Source organism: Kiloniella sp., assembly GCF_048259265.1.
In the GTDB taxonomy this organism is placed as follows: Bacteria; Pseudomonadota; Alphaproteobacteria; order Kiloniellales; family Kiloniellaceae; genus Kiloniella.
On the sequence record NZ_JBLXHT010000001.1, the window covers coordinates 82,887 to 103,272 of the forward strand.

The 20,386-nt window shown below is 46.8% G+C and carries 17 protein-coding genes; 11 read left to right on the plus strand and 6 right to left on the minus strand.

Annotated features, from left to right (window positions below):
- The gene (locus ACN0QW_RS00410) at nt 1–963 is read right to left on the minus strand and encodes a bifunctional helix-turn-helix transcriptional regulator/GNAT family N-acetyltransferase (RefSeq protein WP_417427774.1); all 963 of its coding nucleotides are present in this window, start codon (nt 961–963) and stop codon (nt 1–3) included.
- A 126-nt stretch (nt 964–1,089) separates the two neighbouring features.
- Nucleotides 1,090–1,887, minus strand: a complete 798-nt coding sequence (locus ACN0QW_RS00415; protein WP_417427776.1) for an alpha/beta fold hydrolase — start codon at nt 1,885–1,887, stop codon at nt 1,090–1,092.
- A gap of 32 nt (nt 1,888–1,919) precedes the next feature.
- Here ACN0QW_RS00415 and ACN0QW_RS00420 point away from each other — a divergent pair, with 32 nt between their 5' ends.
- Nucleotides 1,920–3,146: a glycosyltransferase family 4 protein gene (locus ACN0QW_RS00420; protein WP_417427778.1), complete on the plus strand. Its 1,227-nt coding sequence runs from the start codon at nt 1,920–1,922 to the stop codon at nt 3,144–3,146.
- Between the two features lie 48 nt (nt 3,147–3,194).
- On the opposite strand, the gene ACN0QW_RS00425 is transcribed toward ACN0QW_RS00420, so the two are convergent.
- Nucleotides 3,195–4,235 (minus strand): D-cysteine desulfhydrase family protein, encoded by a 1,041-nt coding sequence (locus tag ACN0QW_RS00425; protein WP_417427780.1) that lies wholly within the window; start codon nt 4,233–4,235, stop codon nt 3,195–3,197.
- Between the two features lie 303 nt (nt 4,236–4,538).
- Between ACN0QW_RS00425 and thrS the strand changes: the two genes are divergently transcribed.
- The 3 genes from thrS to ACN0QW_RS00440 all read left to right on the plus strand — a co-directional run bounded on the left by thrS (nt 4,539) and on the right by ACN0QW_RS00440 (nt 8,491).
- A complete protein-coding gene (thrS, locus tag ACN0QW_RS00430) occupies nt 4,539–6,458 on the plus strand; it encodes a threonine--tRNA ligase (RefSeq protein WP_299375144.1) in 1,920 nt (639 codons plus the stop codon).
- 187 nt (nt 6,459–6,645) lie between these two features.
- The gene (gene infC, locus ACN0QW_RS00435) at nt 6,646–7,167 is read left to right on the plus strand and encodes a translation initiation factor IF-3 (RefSeq protein WP_299375147.1); all 522 of its coding nucleotides are present in this window, start codon (nt 6,646–6,648) and stop codon (nt 7,165–7,167) included.
- Nucleotides 7,168–7,273: 106 nt separating this feature from the next.
- Nucleotides 7,274–8,491 (plus strand): NAD(P)/FAD-dependent oxidoreductase, encoded by a 1,218-nt coding sequence (locus ACN0QW_RS00440; RefSeq protein WP_417427783.1) that lies wholly within the window; start codon nt 7,274–7,276, stop codon nt 8,489–8,491.
- Between the two features lie 71 nt (nt 8,492–8,562).
- Here the strand turns inward: ACN0QW_RS00440 and ACN0QW_RS00445 are convergent, their stop codons facing one another.
- Both ACN0QW_RS00445 and ACN0QW_RS00450 read right to left on the minus strand, forming a co-directional pair.
- Nucleotides 8,563–11,691, minus strand: a complete 3,129-nt coding sequence (locus tag ACN0QW_RS00445) for an efflux RND transporter permease subunit (protein WP_417427785.1) — start codon at nt 11,689–11,691, stop codon at nt 8,563–8,565.
- Between the two features lie 2 nt (nt 11,692–11,693).
- Nucleotides 11,694–12,803, minus strand: coding sequence for an efflux RND transporter periplasmic adaptor subunit (locus ACN0QW_RS00450; protein WP_417427787.1), 1,110 nt, complete (start codon nt 12,801–12,803; stop codon nt 11,694–11,696).
- Between the two features lie 340 nt (nt 12,804–13,143).
- On the opposite strand from ACN0QW_RS00450, the gene rpmI reads away from it, so the two are divergent.
- From rpmI to ACN0QW_RS00485, 7 genes are all read left to right on the plus strand, one after another.
- Entirely contained in the window at nt 13,144–13,344 is a 201-nt protein-coding gene (gene rpmI / locus ACN0QW_RS00455) for a 50S ribosomal protein L35 (RefSeq protein ID WP_047762593.1), read from the plus strand.
- A gap of 17 nt (nt 13,345–13,361) precedes the next feature.
- Nucleotides 13,362–13,718, plus strand: a complete 357-nt coding sequence (rplT, locus tag ACN0QW_RS00460) for a 50S ribosomal protein L20 (RefSeq protein WP_299375163.1) — start codon at nt 13,362–13,364, stop codon at nt 13,716–13,718.
- A gap of 198 nt (nt 13,719–13,916) precedes the next feature.
- Entirely contained in the window at nt 13,917–14,327 is a 411-nt protein-coding gene (locus ACN0QW_RS00465) for a hypothetical protein (RefSeq protein ID WP_417427790.1), read from the plus strand.
- Nucleotides 14,328–14,371: 44 nt separating this feature from the next.
- Nucleotides 14,372–15,442, plus strand: a complete 1,071-nt coding sequence (pheS, locus tag ACN0QW_RS00470) for a phenylalanine--tRNA ligase subunit alpha (protein ID WP_417427792.1) — start codon at nt 14,372–14,374, stop codon at nt 15,440–15,442.
- Between the two features lie 14 nt (nt 15,443–15,456).
- Nucleotides 15,457–17,865: a phenylalanine--tRNA ligase subunit beta gene (gene pheT, locus ACN0QW_RS00475; protein ID WP_417427794.1), complete on the plus strand. Its 2,409-nt coding sequence runs from the start codon at nt 15,457–15,459 to the stop codon at nt 17,863–17,865.
- 244 nt (nt 17,866–18,109) lie between these two features.
- Complete coding sequence (locus ACN0QW_RS00480; protein WP_417427796.1) at nt 18,110–18,757, plus strand: hypothetical protein; 648 nt, start codon at nt 18,110–18,112, stop codon at nt 18,755–18,757.
- Between the two features lie 265 nt (nt 18,758–19,022).
- Complete coding sequence (locus ACN0QW_RS00485) at nt 19,023–19,751, plus strand: hypothetical protein (RefSeq protein WP_417427798.1); 729 nt, start codon at nt 19,023–19,025, stop codon at nt 19,749–19,751.
- Here the strand turns inward: ACN0QW_RS00485 and ACN0QW_RS00490 are convergent.
- Nucleotides 19,748–20,317: a nucleotidyltransferase family protein gene (locus ACN0QW_RS00490; RefSeq protein WP_417427800.1), complete on the minus strand. Its 570-nt coding sequence runs from the start codon at nt 20,315–20,317 to the stop codon at nt 19,748–19,750. The two genes, ACN0QW_RS00485 and ACN0QW_RS00490, sit on opposite strands and share 4 nt — an antisense overlap.
- Nucleotides 20,318–20,386 lie beyond the last annotated feature (69 nt).

The following is a 20,386-nucleotide window of genomic DNA, read 5'->3' on the forward strand; positions in this document are numbered from 1 at the left end:
TCATAATGTTACGGTCATGTAGATGTTTGCGCGTCTATAATCGGATTTTCCTTTGGGGTGCGGTCCTTCGCAAAATCCTAGCTTACGATAGAGTTTTTGTGCGTTAACCAGCTTGCGATTACTTTCCAGAAACACTTGTTTTGCACCTAGACGACGTGCTTCGTTTAAAGCTGCGACCACGAGACGACGTCCTATGCCTCTGGATTGGGCGGCAGGGGTAACACCTACTTTGGAAATTTCGTAGAGATCATCGGTAACGCGGGCGAGGGCACAGGTTCCTACGGGGTCCCCGCCACAAAGTCCGAAGAAAATTGTGCCGCCGCGGGAAAGGTAATAGCCACCGGGATTATCCAGAGACTCTTTATCCCATTCTTCTTGAAGGTTTAGAAAGTAATAATCTAGCCATTCTTTATTCAGCTCTTTGAACGAGGTGGCGTATTTCGAATCCCAATTGATGATTTCTATATCGCCAGAAAGATACGGGTCCGCCAAATTGTTGAGGACCTTCTGACTAAGTGGAGCTTCATCATTCAGTTTTTCGAGACTACGAAGTTGGTTGAGTAAGTCGCCGGGTTCTGTTTCTGTTAACATGCTATCAAGAGAACGCTCTATCTCATCCCAGATAGGAATGAGCTTTGGTAGGGCATGCTTTGCTTGATCAGCCAAGGTCAAGAGCTGAGTGCGTTCGTCTTTCGGAGACGGCTTTTTTTCAACCCATCCTTCTTCAACCATCTTTCTCGCCATTTTACTAATAGCAGGGTGACTGACACCTGTGGCCGTAGCACAATCAGACACTGAAACAGCTCCTTCTTTGTATAGAAGGTAAAAGAGCGGGAAATAACCAGCCTGAATGGTCAAGCCAGTTTTCTCGTAGATAATATTGACCTCATTGAAAAGTGTGTCGCTCAGGCGTTTGAGGCGACTGGCAAGTGTGAGGCTACCGAGGGAGGCGAGGAAATTCATATTAAACCCATTACGTAACTGGTTACATAAAATTTTATCAAATAGATATCTCTTGGAAAAGAAAAAAAGCAGCCAAGATAAAATCGGGTGCTTTGGAAGGTTATGAGAAAGAAGTCAGAATTTAACTTAGCGACTGATCTCTTTAATGATTTTCTTTAATCGCTGTAGATCTTGTGGTTCAGAGAGGCGATGGTCACCACTTTTTACTAGCACGACTTCCATATCCTCAGTTTCAAGCGACTCGACAATTCTGGGTACGATGTCCCAGGGAACATCGACGTCTCTCATCCCTTGGATCAGGCGGACAGGGCAAGTGATCGGCTGTTTCTTGTCCAGCAAAAGATGCTGTCTACCTTCTTCGATGAGTTTTAGGGTTATGGCATAGGGTTCATCGCCATATTCACTTGGTTCGTAATAAACACCCTCACTTAACAGCGTATCCTTAATCTCTTGCGAAAAGGTGTCCCACATAAGATCTTGCGTGAAATCAGGGGCAGCTGCGATACCAACAAGACCTTTGGTCCGATCTGGTCGTTTCAGAGCTGCGTTAAGCATGATCCACCCCCCCATGGACGACCCGACCAGTATCTGTGGTCCGGTTGTTAGTTCATCGATAACGGCGATGGCATCTTCGGTCCATTGTCCGATTGTTCCATCTGTGAACTTGCCAGAAGACTGCCCATGCCCCATATAGTCAAAACGGACAAAATTTTGCTTACTGGATTTCGCAAACTCTTCCAGTGCAGTAGCTTTCGAACCTGTCATGTCAGACATATAGCCACCAAGAAAGACGATTCCCGGTAAATCATTATCGCCTTCTGTCTTTATATAGGCTATATGCTGCCCATTAGGGCGTTCGAGAAACTCTGGAACTTGTGCAGTGAACTCTGTATCACTATTGGACGCTGTATCTTTATTGGACATGAATTAAATAGGACTCCTTGTAGTACCGACACATGACGGATGGTTCTCACCTTAACACTTTGATATCTGAAGCCGCTACCCCAGAGCTTCCTTCTCTTGTGAAATCTGATGGCACGCCAATGACGGTGCTTCAGGTTGTTCCTGCTATGGATTCTGGCGGTGTCGAACGCGGCACACTGGATATGGCAAAAGCCATCATCGAAGCTGGAGGGAAAGCAATTGTTGCTTCCAAGGGCGGACAGTTGGTTGCGCGTCTGAAGATTGCTGGGGCAGAACATGTTGAGCTTCCCGTACATTCAAAGAACCCTTGGACTATGTGGCGGAACACAGGGCGCCTTACGCGTCTGATTAAAGACAGGGGCGTTGATCTGGTTCACGCCAGATCTCGTGCACCTGCACGTCCGGCGCACAGGGCTGCCCGTAAAACTGGGGTGCCGTTTGTGACGACAGTTCACGCGCCTTATAATATCAACAGTGGATTAAAACGGTATTACAATTCAATTATGACCAAGGGGGATGTTGTCATCTCCATATCTGAATTTGTTGCGGACTATATCCGCAAGAACTATCAGGTCGATGAAAACAAAATCCGCATCGTACACAGGGGCATGGATACGGATAGCTTCTCTCCGCATGCTGTTAGTGCCGAGCGTGTTATCCAATTGTCAACGCAGTGGCGTCTCCCAGATGGTGTTCCACTTATTATGCTGCCCGGTCGATTAACACGCTGGAAAGGACAAAAAGTTCTTCTCGAAGCGCTCACGCACCTTCGTGATATTGATTTATGTTGTGCGCTGGTTGGGTCTGATCAGGGGCGTACATCCTATCGGGATGAGCTGGAAAAGATGATTATGGATAATGATCTTCTGAGCCGTGCCTTTATCATGGACGATTGTAATGACATGCCTTCGGCCTATATGTTGTCAGATGTTGTCGTTTCTGCATCGACGGATCCCGAAGGTTTTGGTCGGGTTGTTTCCGAAGGGCAAGCCATGGGGCGTCCGGTTGTGGCAAGTGACCACGGTGGTGCAAAGGAACAACTGGTCCCGAATGAAACGGGTTTTCTGTTTGAGAACGAGGATGCAGAAAGCTGTGCGCGGGCCATTCGCCGCGCCCTGAGCCTAAATGCACGCGAACGGGAAATTCTCTCGCTCAAAGGGCAAGAACGGGTTCAGGAGTTATTCTCGAAAAAACTGATGTGCGCCAAGACTGTTGGTATTTATCGTGAGTTGATTTCTGAAAAGGCAATTACAGCATAAATCTAATGATTTTAGGTTAGAAAACGTCTTTATTTTTTTAGAGGTATTCTAAGAAAAGCTTTCTATTACATTTTGATGCGCGAAAATTGCCGGGTTTCCACCCGTGTGAATAAAGAGAACCTTTGCCTCTTGGGGAATTGCGTCCGTACGGACCTGATCTATCAATCCTGCCATTGTTCTGGCTGTATAGACGGGATCGAGAAGTATGGCTTCTAGCTGTGCCGTTTTTTCCATGGCTTCTTTGACCTGCTGATTCATTTTACCATATCCCGGTGACAGTGTTTTATCTGATATTATGATATCTTGATCGGTAATTATACCGGGTCGGGATATCATGTGTGCCAATTCGTTTGATCTTTGCCTGATGCGACCCCTTTGGTTCTTCTGATCGCGTCGGACGCAGATGCCGATGATGGGAACATCCCAACCGATGGCGCGTGCACCAACAAGAAAACCCGCATGTGTCAGGCCGCTTCCAGAAGGGACAACAATATAATCGGGCTTGTTACCTAATTCTATGACTTGCGCATAGGTTTCTGCCGCTGCCCTGATATAGCCAAGGCCACCATAGGGTGGTGATCCTAATCCGAGATGAATCACATAAGGACGTCTGCCTTGAGATTTGAGTTGTTCAGCGCGATCATCGAGTGCTCTGTCCGCGCCGGCTTCGTCTTCTCCCTCGGGAAAATAGCTGATTTCTGCACCCAACAAGTTGTTTAAAAAGATATTACCGGATTTCCGGTACAGTTGATCATCACTTGGAACGCGTTCTTCGAGTTGAACATGTGCTTGCCAGCCAAGTTTAGCTGCTGCGGCTGCGGTTAACCGGACAAAGTTTGATTGTAATGCGCCAGTAATCAGAACCGTATCAGCGTTCTTCTCAACGCCGGGGCCAAGGTAATATTCCAGCTGTCGGACCTTGTTGCCGCCAAAGGCCAGACCATTGCAATCATCTCTCTTAACCCAGAGTTCAATACCGAGATCTTGGCCAAGTCTTGTCAGCCGATCAATGGGTGTTGGTTCATGACCAAGAATGATGCGTCGATGCTGTTGGAGTTCTGGTATTAGATCTTCAGGTTTCCTGTTCATGTGCATGATCATTATTCCGAATGTGATTGGCCGGATGTGAAATGAAGAGGTCCAAATTTACTTTAATTATTTGAACATTAATTGTGGTTGCAGGAAAGGGGCTCGAGTTTTTCTGATTGATCATTTATTCCTCAGAATATCTCTGATGAGAGGTTTGAAAAACGGAATAGAGGGATTCTTTCCATTAAAAGCGCGGAATCCTTGGCGGTGTGCTTGACAGACCATGGAATCCTTTTACATTGCTGGAACTCTACAAGAGTCAATTTTCCTAGATGATAAAACAGTAACTGAGAACGATTTCCGATGGTCACAATTACATTGCCTGATGAAAGTCAGCGCAAATTTGATGGTCCTGTAACAGGGCATGAGGTAGCAGAATCTATTGGTCCACGTTTGGCCAAAGATGCTTTAGCTGTGGTGGTAGATGGTGAGTTAAGAGATACGACCTATCCAATCACGACGGACGCGACCTTGGAAATTGTGACCCGCAAGCACCCGCTGGCGCTCGATTTGCTGCGCCATGACTGTGCGCATGTGATGGCGGAAGCTGTTCAGGAGCTTTTCCCCGGTACGCAGGTGACCTTTGGTCCGTCGACGGATGTTGGTTTCTATTACGATTTTGCACGTGATGAGCCATTTTCGACGAACGATCTGGAGAAAATCGAAGCAAAGATGCACGAGATTATCTCGCGTGATGAAGTCTTCGTTCGTGAAGTTTGGGATCGTGAAAAAGCGAAAGAACATTTTGCGTCCAAGGGCGAAAAATACAAAGCCGAGCATGTTGATAATATTCCGGGCGATGAAGATCTAACGATCTACCGTCAGGGGGATTGGCTTGATCTCTGCCGTGGACCGCATGCGCCATCTACAGGAAAGATTGGCAAAGGGTTTAAGTTGATGAAGGTCTCTGGCGCCTATTGGCGTGGGGATAAAGACAATGATCAGCTACAGCGTATTTATGGCACATGCTGGTCAGATGAAAAGCAGTTGAAAAAATATCTGCAGATGCTTGAAGAAGCTGAAAAGCGTGATCACCGCCGCCTTGGAAAAGAGCTGGGTCTTTTCCACATGCAGGAAGAAGCAACTGGTTCTGTTTTTTGGCATCCGAAAGGCTGGGCGCTGTATCGTTCGCTAGAAGAATATATGCGTAAACGTCTTGAAGATGGCGGTTATCAAGAAGTGAAAACGCCACAGTTGATTGATCGCGCGCTTTGGGAAGCTTCTGGTCACTGGGAAAAGTTCCGCGAAGACATGTTTGTGGCAACATCAGAAGATGACCGTACTCTTGCTGTCAAGCCGATGAACTGTCCGGGGCATGTACAGATTTTTAAGCAGGGTCAAACCAGTTACCGTGACTTGCCTTTGCGCATGGCAGAATTTGGTGCCTGTCACCGTAATGAGCCTTCTGGTGCACTACATGGCTTGATGCGTGTGCGTGCCTTTACGCAGGATGATGCGCATATTTTCTGTACTGAAGATCAGATCAACAGTGAAACTGTTATCTTCTGTGATCTTTTGAAAACGGTTTATAAAGATCTGGGCTTTGATGAAATTGTTGTGAAGTTCTCTGATCGTCCGGAACGACGTGCGGGAACGGATGAATCCTGGGATAAAGCCGAAGGTGCGCTGAGAGAAGCTGTTGAAGAAGCCGGACTTGAATACACAATGAACCCCGGTGAAGGTGCCTTCTATGGTCCTAAGCTTGAGTTCGTGCTCAAGGATGCTATTGGCCGTGACTGGCAGTGTGGAACTCTTCAAGTGGATGTCGTTTTACCAGAACGTCTGGATGCGTCCTACATCGGTGAAGATGACAAGCGTCATCGTCCTGTGATGCTGCACCGTGCCATCTTGGGGTCTTTTGAGCGTTTCCTCGCTATTCTTATTGAGCAGCACGCGGGTAAGTTCCCATTGTGGATGTCTCCACAACAGGTCGTTGTGGCGTCAATCACATCTGATGCCAATGATTATGCTGAAGAAGTTCGTGACAAGCTGAAAGCTGCGGGACTCCGGGTGAAAGCTGATTTGCGTAATGAGAAAATTAACTATAAAATCCGCGAACACAGCCTAAGCAAAACACCTGTGATTGCGGTGGTTGGCCGTCGGGAAGCAGAGGAAGGGAAAGTTGCTCTGCGTCGTCTCGGTGGTAAGAACCAAGAAATTATGTCTTTGGAAGAAGCACTTAGCTCTTTGACTGAAGAATCGAAGTCGCCTGCTGAGAAGTAGGCGATTAAAAAATAACTTTGTGGTTGCCGACTGGCATAAGATATTGGCATTATGCGCCCATTGTTTTTATAGGCGTAAACGCAATATAAACGGTTGGTATTTTAGAGTAACAGCCTATTGCAGACTATGAAGTTTGTAATTTTGGGATAACGGAAAAAACGGGAGCACGACAATAGCACGCGCACCAATGACGACACCCCCGCGCATCGACGGTCCGCGGGTAAACGAACGAATTACTATCAACACTGTACGTCTTGTTGACGCAGACGGCGAACAGGTTGGCGTAGTACCTACACGTGATGCAATGAAACGTGCATTTGATGAAGGTCTTGACCTTGTTGAGATTTCTCCAAATGCGGAGCCTCCTGTTTGCAAGATCATGGACTACGGCAGATTTCGTTTTGAATCGCAGAAAAAGAAAAACGAAGCTCGTAAAAAGCAAAAAATTATCGAGCTTAAAGAACTTAAGGTTCGTCCAAATATTGACACGCATGACTATGACGTGAAGATGCGGGCTGCACACAAGTTCATTTCTGCAGGTGACAAGGTGAAAGTGACTATGCGCTTTCGCGGACGTGAAATCACGCACCAAGAAGTCGGTCTGGAAGTTCTTAAGCGTATCGAGACAGATTTGGTCGAAGTCGCTAAGATGGAGCTAAGGCCGAAAATGGAAGGCCGCCAGATGATTATGATCTTGGCGCCAAAATAAGCCTGAAAATATTTAAGGTTAATAGCCTTTTTGAAAAGCCGCTCTTGAACAGAGCGGCTTTTTTGTTGCCTATTTATTATTGTTTTTGCTTATAGAAGGTATCGTTATGGAAAAAGCATCAACCGTTATTATCGGCGGCGGTATTTTGGGGTGTTCTATTGCGTATCACCTTGCAAAACGTGGCGTTGAGGATGTTTTGCTCCTCGAGCGGCTGGATTTAGCTTCAGCTTCGTCGCCTCTTGCTGCGGGGTTGATGTTTCAGATTTCTTCAAAGCCCGCTGTTGATTGCCTTAGTCGCCGGACTTTTACGGTTCTTTCCGAACTTGAAAATATCACGGATGAGCTGCTTGATTTCAAAGCGGTTGGAACACTAAGAATAGCAGAAACTTCTGAGAGTAAAGCCAGTTTAGAGCAACTATGTGATCGTGCTAAGAACGAAGGCATTGCCGCTAAACGGGTAAATGCTGAATGGAGATCCAAGCATCTACCTTGGCTTCAGGTTAAAAGCGATGCCCTTACTGTTCATTTCAGTGAAGAGGGGTATATAGATCCTTATCGTTTGACACATGCTTATGCTAAATCGGCCAGAGTTTATGGGGCAAAAATTCGAACTGGTATTAATGTTGCCGGTATTAGGGTAAATAATGGTGCTGTCATTGGTGTCGAGACTGATCAGGGATTTATTTCCTGTGAAAATGTGGTTGTCTCGGCCGGTTCCTGGGCGAATAATTTAACGCGTCCACTGGATATCGCTTTACCCATGATCCCGACCAGAAGCCATTTTTGGATAACAGCCTCTGAAAACTATTTCAGTGATGAGCAGCCTATGATGGTTCATGCTGATGCGGGGGCTTATACGAGGCCAGAGGTCGGCGGTTTGTTGTTAGGTGTTCAAGAACAGTACTCTCGTACGTTTGATTATAGGGGGTTACCCAAGGACATTACCTCTTTCGCCGTCACAGAAGAAGGTGGGGAATGGGACGCTTTGGTCGAGGCGGAACAAAGAGTGTCTGGCTTTTTTCCAAAGCTTGAAGAAGCGCGTTTCGAAAGTTACATGGCAGGACTTTCTGCCTATACCCCGGATGGTCATTTCCTTCTGGGTGAAGCTCAAGCGGTTAATGGTGTTTTTGTTGCCGCAGGTTGTTGTGGGTCAGGAGTAATGGCTTCTGGTGGTATTGGGGATGCTTTGGCAGAACTGATTACGGGAAGCAGGGCATCTTATGATTTGAGCTCTTTTGATCTCACCCGATTTGGACAGATAGATCCCAGCTCGGAAGATTTTCAGCTTCTCTGCGCAAAGGCGCGGGCAAGAAAGGCGAAATGAGATAGGTAAAAAGAGCCGAAGATACTCGCCTTCGACTCTTTTTTATATTGCTTTTTATTATTGGAAAGCTGCTAGCTTTTTTTTGTTTTCCATAATTTTTTGTTGGTTGTTTCCCGCATGGACTGGAAAGCAACATAAAGTGGTGGAATGAACAGAAGCCCAATGGATGTGGCCGCAACCATACCGCCAAAGACAACAAAACCCACAGCAACACGGCTGGCTGCTCCGGCGCCAGATGCAAAGATCAGCGGCAAGACACCCAGTATAAATGAGAGTGCTGTCATCATCACGGCCCTGAAGCGCAGGCTTGCCGCATCAAGGGCGGCTTCTGTAATGGAAAGGCCTTCTTCGCGTCTGACCTTTGCAAATTCGACAATGAGGATGGCACTTTTACTGGCAAGCCCGATAAGCATCACCATGCCGATCTGAGCGTAGAGATTGTTATCAAGGAATGGTAAGAGCGCCATAGGGACCAAAGCCCCAAAAGCGGCCAGAATAACCGATGTGATGACGGATAGAGGAATGCTCCAGCTTTCGTATTGGGCGACAAGAAAAAGATAGGCAAAGACAAGTGCCAAAGCGAAGATAATGACGATATAGCCACCGGCTTCTTGTTCCTGCTTAGAAGTACCTGTCCACTCAATGCCATATCCGTCCGGTAGGGCATCAGCCGCAGCACGTTCCAGTGCAGCAATGGCATCACCACTGCTATAGCCTGACGCAGGCGATCCGGTTATGGACGCTGATTTAAATTGATTATAACGCGCGACGGATAAGGGACCAAGGATGGGTTCTATCTCGATAAGCGTTCGCAGGGGAATCATATCTCCGTTGTCATTTCGAACATGCAGATTGTCAATGTCTTCCAACCCATTACGGAATTGTGCTTCAGCCTGAATTTGGACCCTGTACACTTTTCCGTAAAGGTTAAAATCATTGATATAGGATGACCCAAGATTAGCTTGCAGTGTCGAGAATATATCAGAGATCTTAACGCCAAGAACGAGGGCTTTTTCTCGATCAACCTCTAGAAAGAGCTGAGGAATATTTGCGGAATAGGTGCTGAATACAGATGCTAATTCGGGCTGTTGGTTGGCAGCGAAGACCAAGCTACGCACCGCAGAAGCAAGCTCTTGAGGTGTTCGGCCAAGGTAATCCTGAACCTGAGCTTCAACGCCACCGCCTGTGCCCAAACCCATAATAGGGGGCAGTGGGAAAGCGAAGGATTCTGCCGAGGCCAGTCCCGCAAGTCGACCGTTTATGCGGCCCAGGATATTAAACCACTTGAGTTCAAATTCAGTTCGTTCTGCCCAATCGCTTAAAACCGGAATTAACAAAGAAGAATTCGAGGCTGCTCCTGATAATAAGCTGAAACCGGAAACCGAGATAACATCTGTGACGCCTTCCTCTTCCAACAGCATATCTGTGACTTTCGCTGTAACTTCGTTTGTTCGCTCCAAAGATGCGCCATCCGGAAGCTGTACGTTCACAAAGAACACGCCTTTGTCTTCCATGGGAATGAATCCTGTGGGGACGGTCTGGAACATATAGACGGTTACGCCAGCGAAAATACCAAGAACGGCCAAGGAAATAGCAAGTCTTCTGATCATAAGGGCAACGACCCTGCTGTAGCCATTGCGTGTTCTATCAACAAGGTTTGCAAACAGCTTTAAGGGTCCACGGGGTTCACCGCTGTCGGGTTTTAACAGAAGTGCACAAAGTGCAGGTGACAGTGTTAATGCATTGATAGAAGAGAGCGAAACCGCCACGCAAATGGTGAGAGAGAACTGCTTGTAAAGCTCGCCTGTAATTCCGGGCATGAAAGATACTGGCACAAAAACGGCGAGGAGAACCAATGTTGTTGCGACGACAGGACCTGTAACCTCTTTCATTGCTAATTTGGTTGAATCCGCAGCTGACTTCCCCGTTTCTTTCATGATTCGCTGCACGTTTTCAACAACGACGATACTGTCATCCACAACGATACCAATGGCAAGAATAATGGCAAAGAGGGTGATCATATTGGCACTGAACCCGACGACATAGAGAACGGCAAAGGTACCGATAAGAGATACCGGAATCGCAAGGCTTGGGATCAGGGTCGATCGCCAGTCGCTCAAAAAGAGAAAGGTTACGCTGACAACAAGAACAAAGGTGATGAGTAGTGTCTCTATAACCTCTTGGACCGAGGCCCTTACTGCGTTGGTGGTGTCGTAAAGAATTTTGTATTCTACACCCTGTGGGAAGCTCTCTGACAGGCGGTCGAGTTCAGTATAGATAGCGTCCGCAACATCGAGAGCATTGGCGCCAGGTGATTGATAAACCGCGATTGCTGCAGAAGGAGCATTGTTGAGTTTTGATACTGAAGAATAACTTTGCGATCCAAGCTCGATCCTTGCGACGTCTTTTAGCCGAACAAAGGAACCGTCTTGGTTTGCACGAATAACAATGTTTTCAAACTCTTCAACCGTTGTCAGGCGACCTTTGGCCTGAAGGGTGTACTGAAATTGGGGGGTGCCTTCAAACGGAGGAGCTCCCAGTTGTCCTGCTGTTGCCTGTATGTTTTGGTTTTCTATTGCCTCGCTCACATCTTTGGTGGTGAGGCCAACGGCAGTCAGACGATCAGGATTAAGCCAGACACGCATTCCGTAATCCAAGGCACCGAACTGGGAGACGTTACCGACACCGTTAATTCGTGCCAGTGAATCCTGAATATAAATAGAGGCATAATTACTCAGGAACAGAGAGTCTTGCGTGTTATCAGGTGAGACCATATTGATCACAAGAAGCATAGACGTTGATTGCTTCTGAGTAATGACGCCCTGCCGAGTAACTTCTGCTGGTAAAGAGGCGTTGGCGGTTGCAACCCGGTTTTGAACGTTAACCGCAGCAATGTCCGGGTCTGTTCCGACAGCAAAAGTGACCGTAAGGTCATAACTGCCGTCGTTACTACTTGTTGAGGACATGTATAACATGCCGTCGACCCCATTGACTTTTGCTTCAATGGGGGCTGCAACAGACTGTTCAACAACAGTTGCATTAGCGCCGGGGTAGTTGGTGGTAACCTTGACCTGTGGCGGGGTAATGTCCGGGTATTCTGCAACAGGAATTGAATTAAGGGCGATGATACCTGCTAGGGAAATGACAATTGAGATGACTAGGGCAAACTTGGGACGATTGATAAAAAGGGCTGAAAACACGATCAGGCTCCTTCTTCAACCGGGTTAACAACCATGTCTGGTTTTACCTTTTGAATACCTTGGACGATGATGCGTTCTCCTTTAAGGAGGCCGTCTTTTATGATCCAATTTGTTTCGACTTGTTCGCCCACTTGAACTCGGCGTATTTCCACTTTGTTGCTGCGATCGACAACTAGGGTAAAATAGCCTTGTTGATCTTTTTGAACCGATGCTTGGGGGACAACCAACTCACTTCGGGTTTCTTTACTGCGAACGTTCACGCTAACGAATTGACCCGGTACCAGAATATGTTTGGGGTTAGGGAAAACGGCCCGGGTTGTGATCGAGTTTGTGCTTTGATTGACTTTAGTATTAATAAAATCAAATTTACCTTCGCTCTCATAGGGTTTCCCGTCAGAGAGAACCAGCGATGGAATGACTGGGGTTTCGCTTGAAAGGCCCTTGCGGCGTTCTTCGAGGATGAGCTTGTCGCTAACCGGAACAGTAACATAAATCGGGTCAAGGCTTGTAATGGTGGCAAGAGGTTCGCTACTGGAATTGACCAAATTGCCCACACTGTACCGAGATCGACTTATTTGCCCATCCAAAGGGCTATGGATTTCGGTATAACTTAAATTTAATTCTGCTTTGCGAAGGGCAGCTTTTGCTTGCATCACTTCTGCCAGAGCAGAAGCTTCGCTCGCTTCTGATGTATCCAGAGAAGCTTCGGAGACAACTTTCTTTTTTCGAAGATCTTTTTTCCGTTTTAGATCTGATCGTGCGTTTTTCAAGGTCGCGTTTGCGCCGGCAAGATCTGCTTTGGCTTGTTCTACAGCGATTTGGTAAGGGGCTTTTTCCAAAACATAAAGCAAATCGCCTTGTTGGATATTTGCACCTTCTTTGAAATGTCGTTCTTCAACAAAGCCTTCAACTCGGGCGCGTAAGTCAACGGTATTTACGGCCTCAACACGACCAACAAACGTTAGCTCTGGCGTAATGTTCTGTTCTTGCACCGTGGTAACAATCACACTTGGCGGGGGAGAAGAATTATCTTGGGCCGTGGCTAACTGGGCACCAAACAGGATTGTTGATGCAAAAAGCAATGCAGGTGTTTTTGTGTGGGGAAACTTCATGGCGTGGTTCTCTTTTGATGTCCAGCAATTAGCGTCGGTAAGGAATGTGAGTTGTGGTGCAAGAAGTATGACTTAATAATTATTGTTCAATACCATGGGGTATGTTTTGTTGTGTTTATACGGAATAATGTATTTAAGCGATATATAACCTAGCATTAATGATAAAAAGATGTGAAAAAAAACGAATGGAGGTGTTTGACATGAAGACTCCATATTTTCTCTATGTTAGCGCTTGCCAAAGAGGGGAAAGAATACTATAACCCCCGCCATTGTCGGGTGGCATGTGCCAAAGGGTATGCCTAGTCACTCTGAAAAAGAACTTTATTTATAAGGAAAGAAAATGCCCAAACTTAAGACCAAATCTGGCGCGAAGAAACGCTTCCGCCTGACCGGAACTGGTAAAGTCGTTGCTGCTCAGGCAGGTAAACGTCACGGTATGCGCAAACGCTCACAAACAATGATTCGTAACGCTCGCGGTACGACAACTCTTTGTGATTCTGATGCGCGTGTCATCAAACGTAATTTCCTAGTTAACGGTTAAGGTTAAGGTAGTAGCAAATGGCTCGTGTTAAACGGGGCGTGACATCACGTGCACGCCACAAAAAAGTTGTTAAACTTGCTAAAGGCTTCCGCGGCCGTGGCAAAAACGTATTCAGTGTAGCCGTACAGCGCCTTGAAAAAGGCTGGCAGTACGCATACCGGGATCGTCGTGTTAAGAAACGTACATTCCGTGGTCTGTGGATTCAGCGTATCAATGCTGGTGCCCGCTTGCACGGTGTTACGTACTCTCAGTTCATGAACGGTGTGAAGAAAGCTGAAATCGGTCTTGACCGTAAAGTGCTTGCTGATCTGGCTGTTCGTGAGCCAGCTGCATTTGCTGCTGTTGTTGAAAAGGCAAAAGCAGCTCTGGCTTAACGCGCACTCGTTTTAGGCTTTATGACAGGGCAGCATCCGGTTTCGGGTGCTGCCTGTTTGTCTTTTAGGGCCTGAACGTATCTGAAAAGACGACTGTATTCTGACTTTTGTATTATCAAAATGTTCTGACGATCAATTTGGGCAGAACCTGTCGATGGTATTTGAGTAACCTCTCGCTTGTAACCGGAACGACGTCCCGTGGTCTCCCTTTCGAAAATCTTCGTACCTGTTATTTTGTGCTTGTCATTATTGTCTGGCTGTTTTGATACTGGCGGGGCGACTGGTGTTAATTATTCTGAAGAAATTGATATAGTTCGCGATCATGTTGTGAATGGCCAAAGTAATTCTGATTTAATCGGTGAATTGGCTGGGCGTCATGGTAAAGTCACTTGGCTGGCGGGACCCTGGAATGATAAACAATCTGATCAACAAGTACTGGTCAGTGCGAGTATTCGGAAAAATCTGGATGATAGAGATCATGAGCTAACGCTTTTGTTCCGTTATGACCGCACGTCCCAAGACGTTATTTTGGATAAAGTCTTACTTGATGGGCAAGTCCAGAGTGTCGTGGGTGGTGCGGTTGCAATGCTGGCAATGAAGTTGGAATAACACAAGATTACTGATTGAGGATTTCCTCATGAACGGGAAGTATAATGGATAATCTGGAAGAACTTCGCAGTGATTTGCTGCAAAGAGTAGAAGCTGCCGCAGATCTGGATGCTTTGGATGCTGTGCGTGTTCAAGCACTGGGAAAGAAAGGTGAAATTACACAGCGTATGAAAACGCTGGGTAATCTGGCCCCTGAAGAACGCAAGGAAGCTGGGCAGGCCTTTAACCTGATTAAGCAAGCTGTTGCCGAAGCAATTGAGACGCGCAAGGCAAACCTACATGCCATCGCATTGGAAGCACGCCTTGCAGAAGAAAAGGTTGATGTCTCTCTGCCACCACGTCCTGCGACAATCGGCAAAATACATCCCATAAGCCAAACGCTGGAAGAGCTGGTTGCTATTTTTGGCGAGATGGGTTTTTCCGTGGCTGAAGGGCACCACATCGAAGATGATTTTCATAACTTCACTGCATTGAACATTCCGCCGGAACATCCTGCACGTCAGGAGCTTGATACCTTCTATATGCCAGAGCGTGAAGACGGGACCCGATCCGTTCTACGGACCCATACTTCCCCTGTGCAAATTCGCGCGATGCAAAACACGACACCGCCTATCCGCATTATTGCGCCTGGTCGGACTTTCCGTGCTGATCACGATGCCACACACTCCCCGATGTTCCATCAGGTTGAAGGGTTGGTTATTGATGAAAAAACAAACATGGGTCACCTTAAAGGCGTTCTTATTGAGTTCTGTCGCGCTTTCTTTGGTGTAAAAGATCTCCCTTTGCGCTTCCGTCCAAGTTATTTCCCGTTTACGGAGCCTTCAGCCGAAGTTGACATCGGATGTTCCCGTTCTGGTGGGCAGCTGAAAATCGGCGCTGGTGAAGATTGGTTGGAAATCTTGGGCAGCGGTATGGTTCACCCAAAAGTTCTCGAGAACTGCGGCATTGATTCTTCCAAGTATCAAGGCTTTGCATTCGGTATCGGGATTGAACGTCTTGCCATGCTCAAATACGGTATTCCTGATTTGAGAACCTTCTATGAAACTGATCTACGCTGGATGAAACATTATGGCTTCTTGCCGATGGAAATGCCCAGCATGGTCCGTGGTCTGTAGAGAGGTTTGGGAAAATGAAATTTACACTTAACTGGTTGAAAGATCACCTCGACACAGATGCTTCTTTGGAAGCAATTGTTGAAAAACTTTCTCTTATCGGTCTCGAAGTCGAAGGCGTTGAAAATAAAGCTGATGAACTCAAGGCTTTTAAAACTGCGAAGGTTATCGAAGCTGTTCAGCATCCCAACGCGGATCGCTTGAGAGTCTGTCAAGTACAGTCAGACGAAGGCATTAGTCAGGTTGTTTGCGGTGCCCCGAATGCCCGAACGGGTATGGTTGGCGTGTTTGCACCTGTTGGATCATATGTCCCAGGCATCGATCTTACCTTGAAGGCCGGGAACCTCCGCGGTGAAGATTCTAACGGTATGTTGGTTTCCGAGCGCGAAATGGGATTGTCTGACGAACATGATGGTATCATCGATCTTCCCGAAGATACCGAAGTTGGGGTGCCGCTGGCTGAAATTCTTGGCCTTGATGATCCGATCATTGAAATTGCGATTACACCAAACCGGGGTGATTGCCTCGGGGTTCGCGGTGTCGCCCGTGATCTCGCTGCTGCCGGTATGGGGACGCTAAAACCACTGAAGCTTGAAACTATCGAAGGATCTTTTGATAGCGCGATTAAGTGGAAAGCTGATGCAGCTGTTGCTGGTGATGTTCCCTATGTGGCTGGACGTTATTTCAAGAACCTGAAAAATGGTCCTAGCCCCAAGTGGTTGCAAGAAAGACTTCTGGCGCTCGGGTTACGCCCAATCTCAGCTTTGGTCGATATTACCAACTACGTTTCCTTTGATCTTGGTCGCCCCCTGCATGTTTTTGATGCGGATAAAGTTAAAGGCGATCTGACCATGCGCTATGCTCGAAATGACGAAGAGTTTATGGCGCTTGACGAAGAAACATATAAGCTGTCTGAGTCCATGGTTGTAATCAGTGATGATAACGGTGTTCAGGGGCTTGGTGGTGTTATGGGCGGGCTTAATTCCGGCTGTAGTAATGAAACCACAAACATGTTTCTGGAAGTTGCTCTGTTTGATCCGACATCAATTGCGATTACCGGTCGTAAATCTGGTATTCTTTCTGATGCACGATACCGTTTTGAGCGTACTGTTGACAGCCAATCTGCGGATTGGGGCGTGGATGTTGCGACACGGATGGTACTTGATCTGTGTGGTGGTGAAGTTAGTAAGGTTACATCTGCGGGATCAATTCCATCAGAAAAACGTGTTATTGAGCTGCGCCCAAATCGTATCAAAGATCTTTGTGGCGTTGCTGTTGAAAAAGACAAACAAATCGAAATCCTGTCCATTCTGGGGTTTGACGTTACAGAAAAAGACGGTTTGATTTTGGCAACGGTGCCGAGCTGGCGTCCGGATGTGGAACTTGAAGCCTGTCTGGTGGAAGAGATTCTACGTATCTATGGGTATGAAAATATCCCTGAGACACAAATGGAAATGCCAAGTTATCTGCCTCAGGGTGTGCTGACCTTGGCACAACGTCGTGTGTCTAACACGCGGTCAGCTCTTTGCTGGCGCGGGCTTGATGAAGCTGTAACCTTCTCATTCGTTTCTTATGCTCAGGCCGAGCTGTTTGGTGGTGTTCCCGATAGTTTGCGTGTTGCCAATCCGATCTCTACGGATCTGGATACTATGCGCCCTTCTATTCTACCGACATTGCTTTCAGCCGCAGCGCGGAACACGGATCGTGGATTTGCCGATAATGCACTCTTCGAAGTTGGACCTCAGTATCAGGACGACACAGCCAAAGGGCAGAAGCAGATGGCAACCGGATTGCGTTCCGGTAACGTGGCAGAACGTCATTGGGACAGCCCAAGCCGCCCTGTTGATCTTTTTGATGCCAAGGGTGATGCACTTGCTGCTTTGTCCGCTGCGGGTGCTCCGGTAGAAAATTTGCAGGTATTTACATCAGCACCATCCTATTTCCATCCCGGACGTTCTGGCGTTCTCGGGTTGGGGCCAAAGAATGTACTGGCCGCGTTTGGTGAACTTCATCCTCGTGTGTTGGAAGCGATGGATATCAAAGGCCCTGTTGTTGCTTTTGAAGTTTTCTTGGAAAACATTCCACAGCCAAAGATCAAAAAAGGTGAATCTGGCAAGATCAAACCTGCGCTGGATCTTTCTCCGTTCCAGTCTGTTGATCGTGACTTTGCTTTCTTGGTTGATGATAGCGTCGAGGCTGGGAAACTTATCCGTGCTGTTAAGGGTGCCGATAAAAACCTGATCACGGATGTCGTCCTTTTTGACGTCTATAAAGGTAAAGGTGTTGAAGACGGGAAGAAATCACTGGCGATTACAGTGACGTTGCAGCCTCGGGACAAAACCCTGACGGATGAGGAAATTGAAGCAGTTTCCCAGAAGGTTATCGCACAGGCCATGAAGGCAACTGGCGGTACACTTCGAAGTTAAGATCAGTAAAAATATACGAAGTAAAAGCCCGATAGAATGCCCGGTAGATACCGTGAGATTTTGCCGGGCTTTTCTTTTGCCAAAGACTTCTCGTTATCCTGATCTCGATTATGTGAAATGCTGTTTGCTGATATTATCTTAGATTTGTGCTAAGTTAATCTAGCAGGGGGAGTGGCGTGTTTTAACGTAACTAAAAGTTCATCCGATAAGAAGTTGATCTTGGGGGATACCTTAGGAGGCACTTATGTCAGAACTTACCCTAGAAAATGACAAAAACATTCAAATGACTGTGCGTGAAGCCGTCGGGGTTTTTCATAGTGCTGCTGAGCTTGAAGCAGCTGTTGACGAACTCCAGAACGCAGGGTTCGATCGATCTGAAATCAGCCTTCTCGCCAGCGAGGACGCGGTGGCTGAAAAGTTGGGGCATCGCTACCATTCCGTTGTTGAGTTGGAAGATGATGTGAATGTCCCTCGTACAGCCTATGTCGAACATGATTCGATTGTTGAAGGAAAAACAACGCTTATTGGTGGTTTGGCTTATATCGGGGCGATTGTGGCAGCCGCACCAATAGTTGCATCGGGTGGGTCACTTGCCGTTGCAATTATAGGTGCTGTCTTAGCTGGCGGATCTGCAGGTATTTTTGGTTCTTTTGTTGCAGAGTGGATTGGTCATAAACATGCACAATCAATTGAGAGCCAGCTCCGGCGAGGCGGTTTATTGTTGTGGGTTACTCTGCGGGATGAAGGGCAAGAGCTAAAAGCATTGGATATATTGAACAAACTTGAAGCTGATGATGTCCATTGCCACGATATTCCCGTTTCTGATGATCCGGCGATCAACCCTGTGCAGGGAACACGAATTGATCCCTTTTTGCCCGGCGCCTCTATATAGAACGGTTTAAAAGCGAATATGTCATTGTATTTAGTATTCGTAGGGCGCTCAGTATACATAGATTTTTGCGTTCAAGGCCTGTTAGTTCCGGGCAATGAATATCCTTGTAAGATGCAGAGGGTACCTTTTTCCCAGAGGTAAAATTGTAAGGGTAAAAAGTTCTGATTTTTGCCCTAAATACTATTTTACCATTGAAAAATAACAATAAAATTTATGGCCTGTTTTTTGCTTCATAAAGCTAAAGAGTTTTATGAGGTGGGAAAACGTGAGCGTTAATCTGGATGTTGTTTCTCTGAGTACTGGCGTCGGGCATGGGTTGCCAAGTCCTGTTGCCCCGGTACCGAGTGAAGAACGTGTAACTTCTGGTAATAAAGCAAAGCAAGAAGAAAACACCAGCTCGGCAGCTTATGAAATTACCTTGTCGGATGAAGCTAAAGAGCTTTTGGCACGGATGGAAGGCTCTGTTCGCCAAGTTGGTGATGTCCGTTTTGAAGATCTTTCCGCCGCAGAACAAAGTCGTATCCGTGATTTGGAAAAACAACTCTCGGAAATATTTGGTGAACAGCCCAGTAAAAAGTTAAGTCCGGATGAGAAAGAGCAGATTACTGTTCTGCGGCAACGGATCGGCGATGTTTTAGGTTTTGTCCCGACTTCTGTCGACCCCATGCATCATAACCTTGTCCAGCGTTTGGAGGATGAGGCAGACCGTATGCTCTCAAACCCTAAAAAAGTCATGAACGAAACCGAAGAACGGCAACTGGCGGTCGTTTTCTCTCATCTTGAAAGTCTTCAAGGGGTTTCATCAGTAAGTTATCAGGTGCCGCCAGAACTATCGGAGCACGTGAATGCTTTGCAGGGGCAGATTGATCAAATTTCGGGTGTTGCAGACATCCAGATGCCAGGCGCGAGTGATATGAAACAGGCAACCCAGATTTTTCAGGATTTAGCGGGCATTTATGATGGCGCTTTCAAGCGTATTATGAAGGTAAACTAAATCACGATTTCCAGATTTCTCCAACGATCCTGCCATCGTTTTTTATCCTGTCGAACTTTAAACTCGAAGAGCTTGTGTTCTTTGAAATACGGGCAAGGGCGCACCTTTTGTTGATAGAGATCATCTAGACCAAAGGGATGCATAATCTCTATATCATTCTTGGGTGTTAGTCTGACCGCGATTGCTGTAACCGTTTCAGGCCAATGCTGTAGGGCGTCATAACAGTCCTGATAAGGGCGATCTCGGTTAACCTGATGCATTCTGGCTTGGTTTTTTACGGACCAATTACCGAAAAAGGGTTCCATTTCTGGCGCTATTGATCGCAGATTTTCTTCATACGTATGTTCTGTTTTTTGTCGGGTGTCTTTTGGATCAAAATAGATAACATCAATGTCACTTTTAACTGGGGGAATCTGAATGTTATTCAAGTGATCCCAAAAGGAATTGCGTATTAAGCCTGCGGCGATCCAGCAATCGGGCAAATCAAGATCTTTGACAACCGCCATACAGTCCATAAGCGGCTTTGAAGAGTGTAAAAAATTCCTAAGGCGTGTGGCGTTGGACACAAAGGGCCCCTTGGTTGTTTTATTTGCACTTATCTCAACAAGAAGTGATCCTGCGATTTCAGAGTTAAG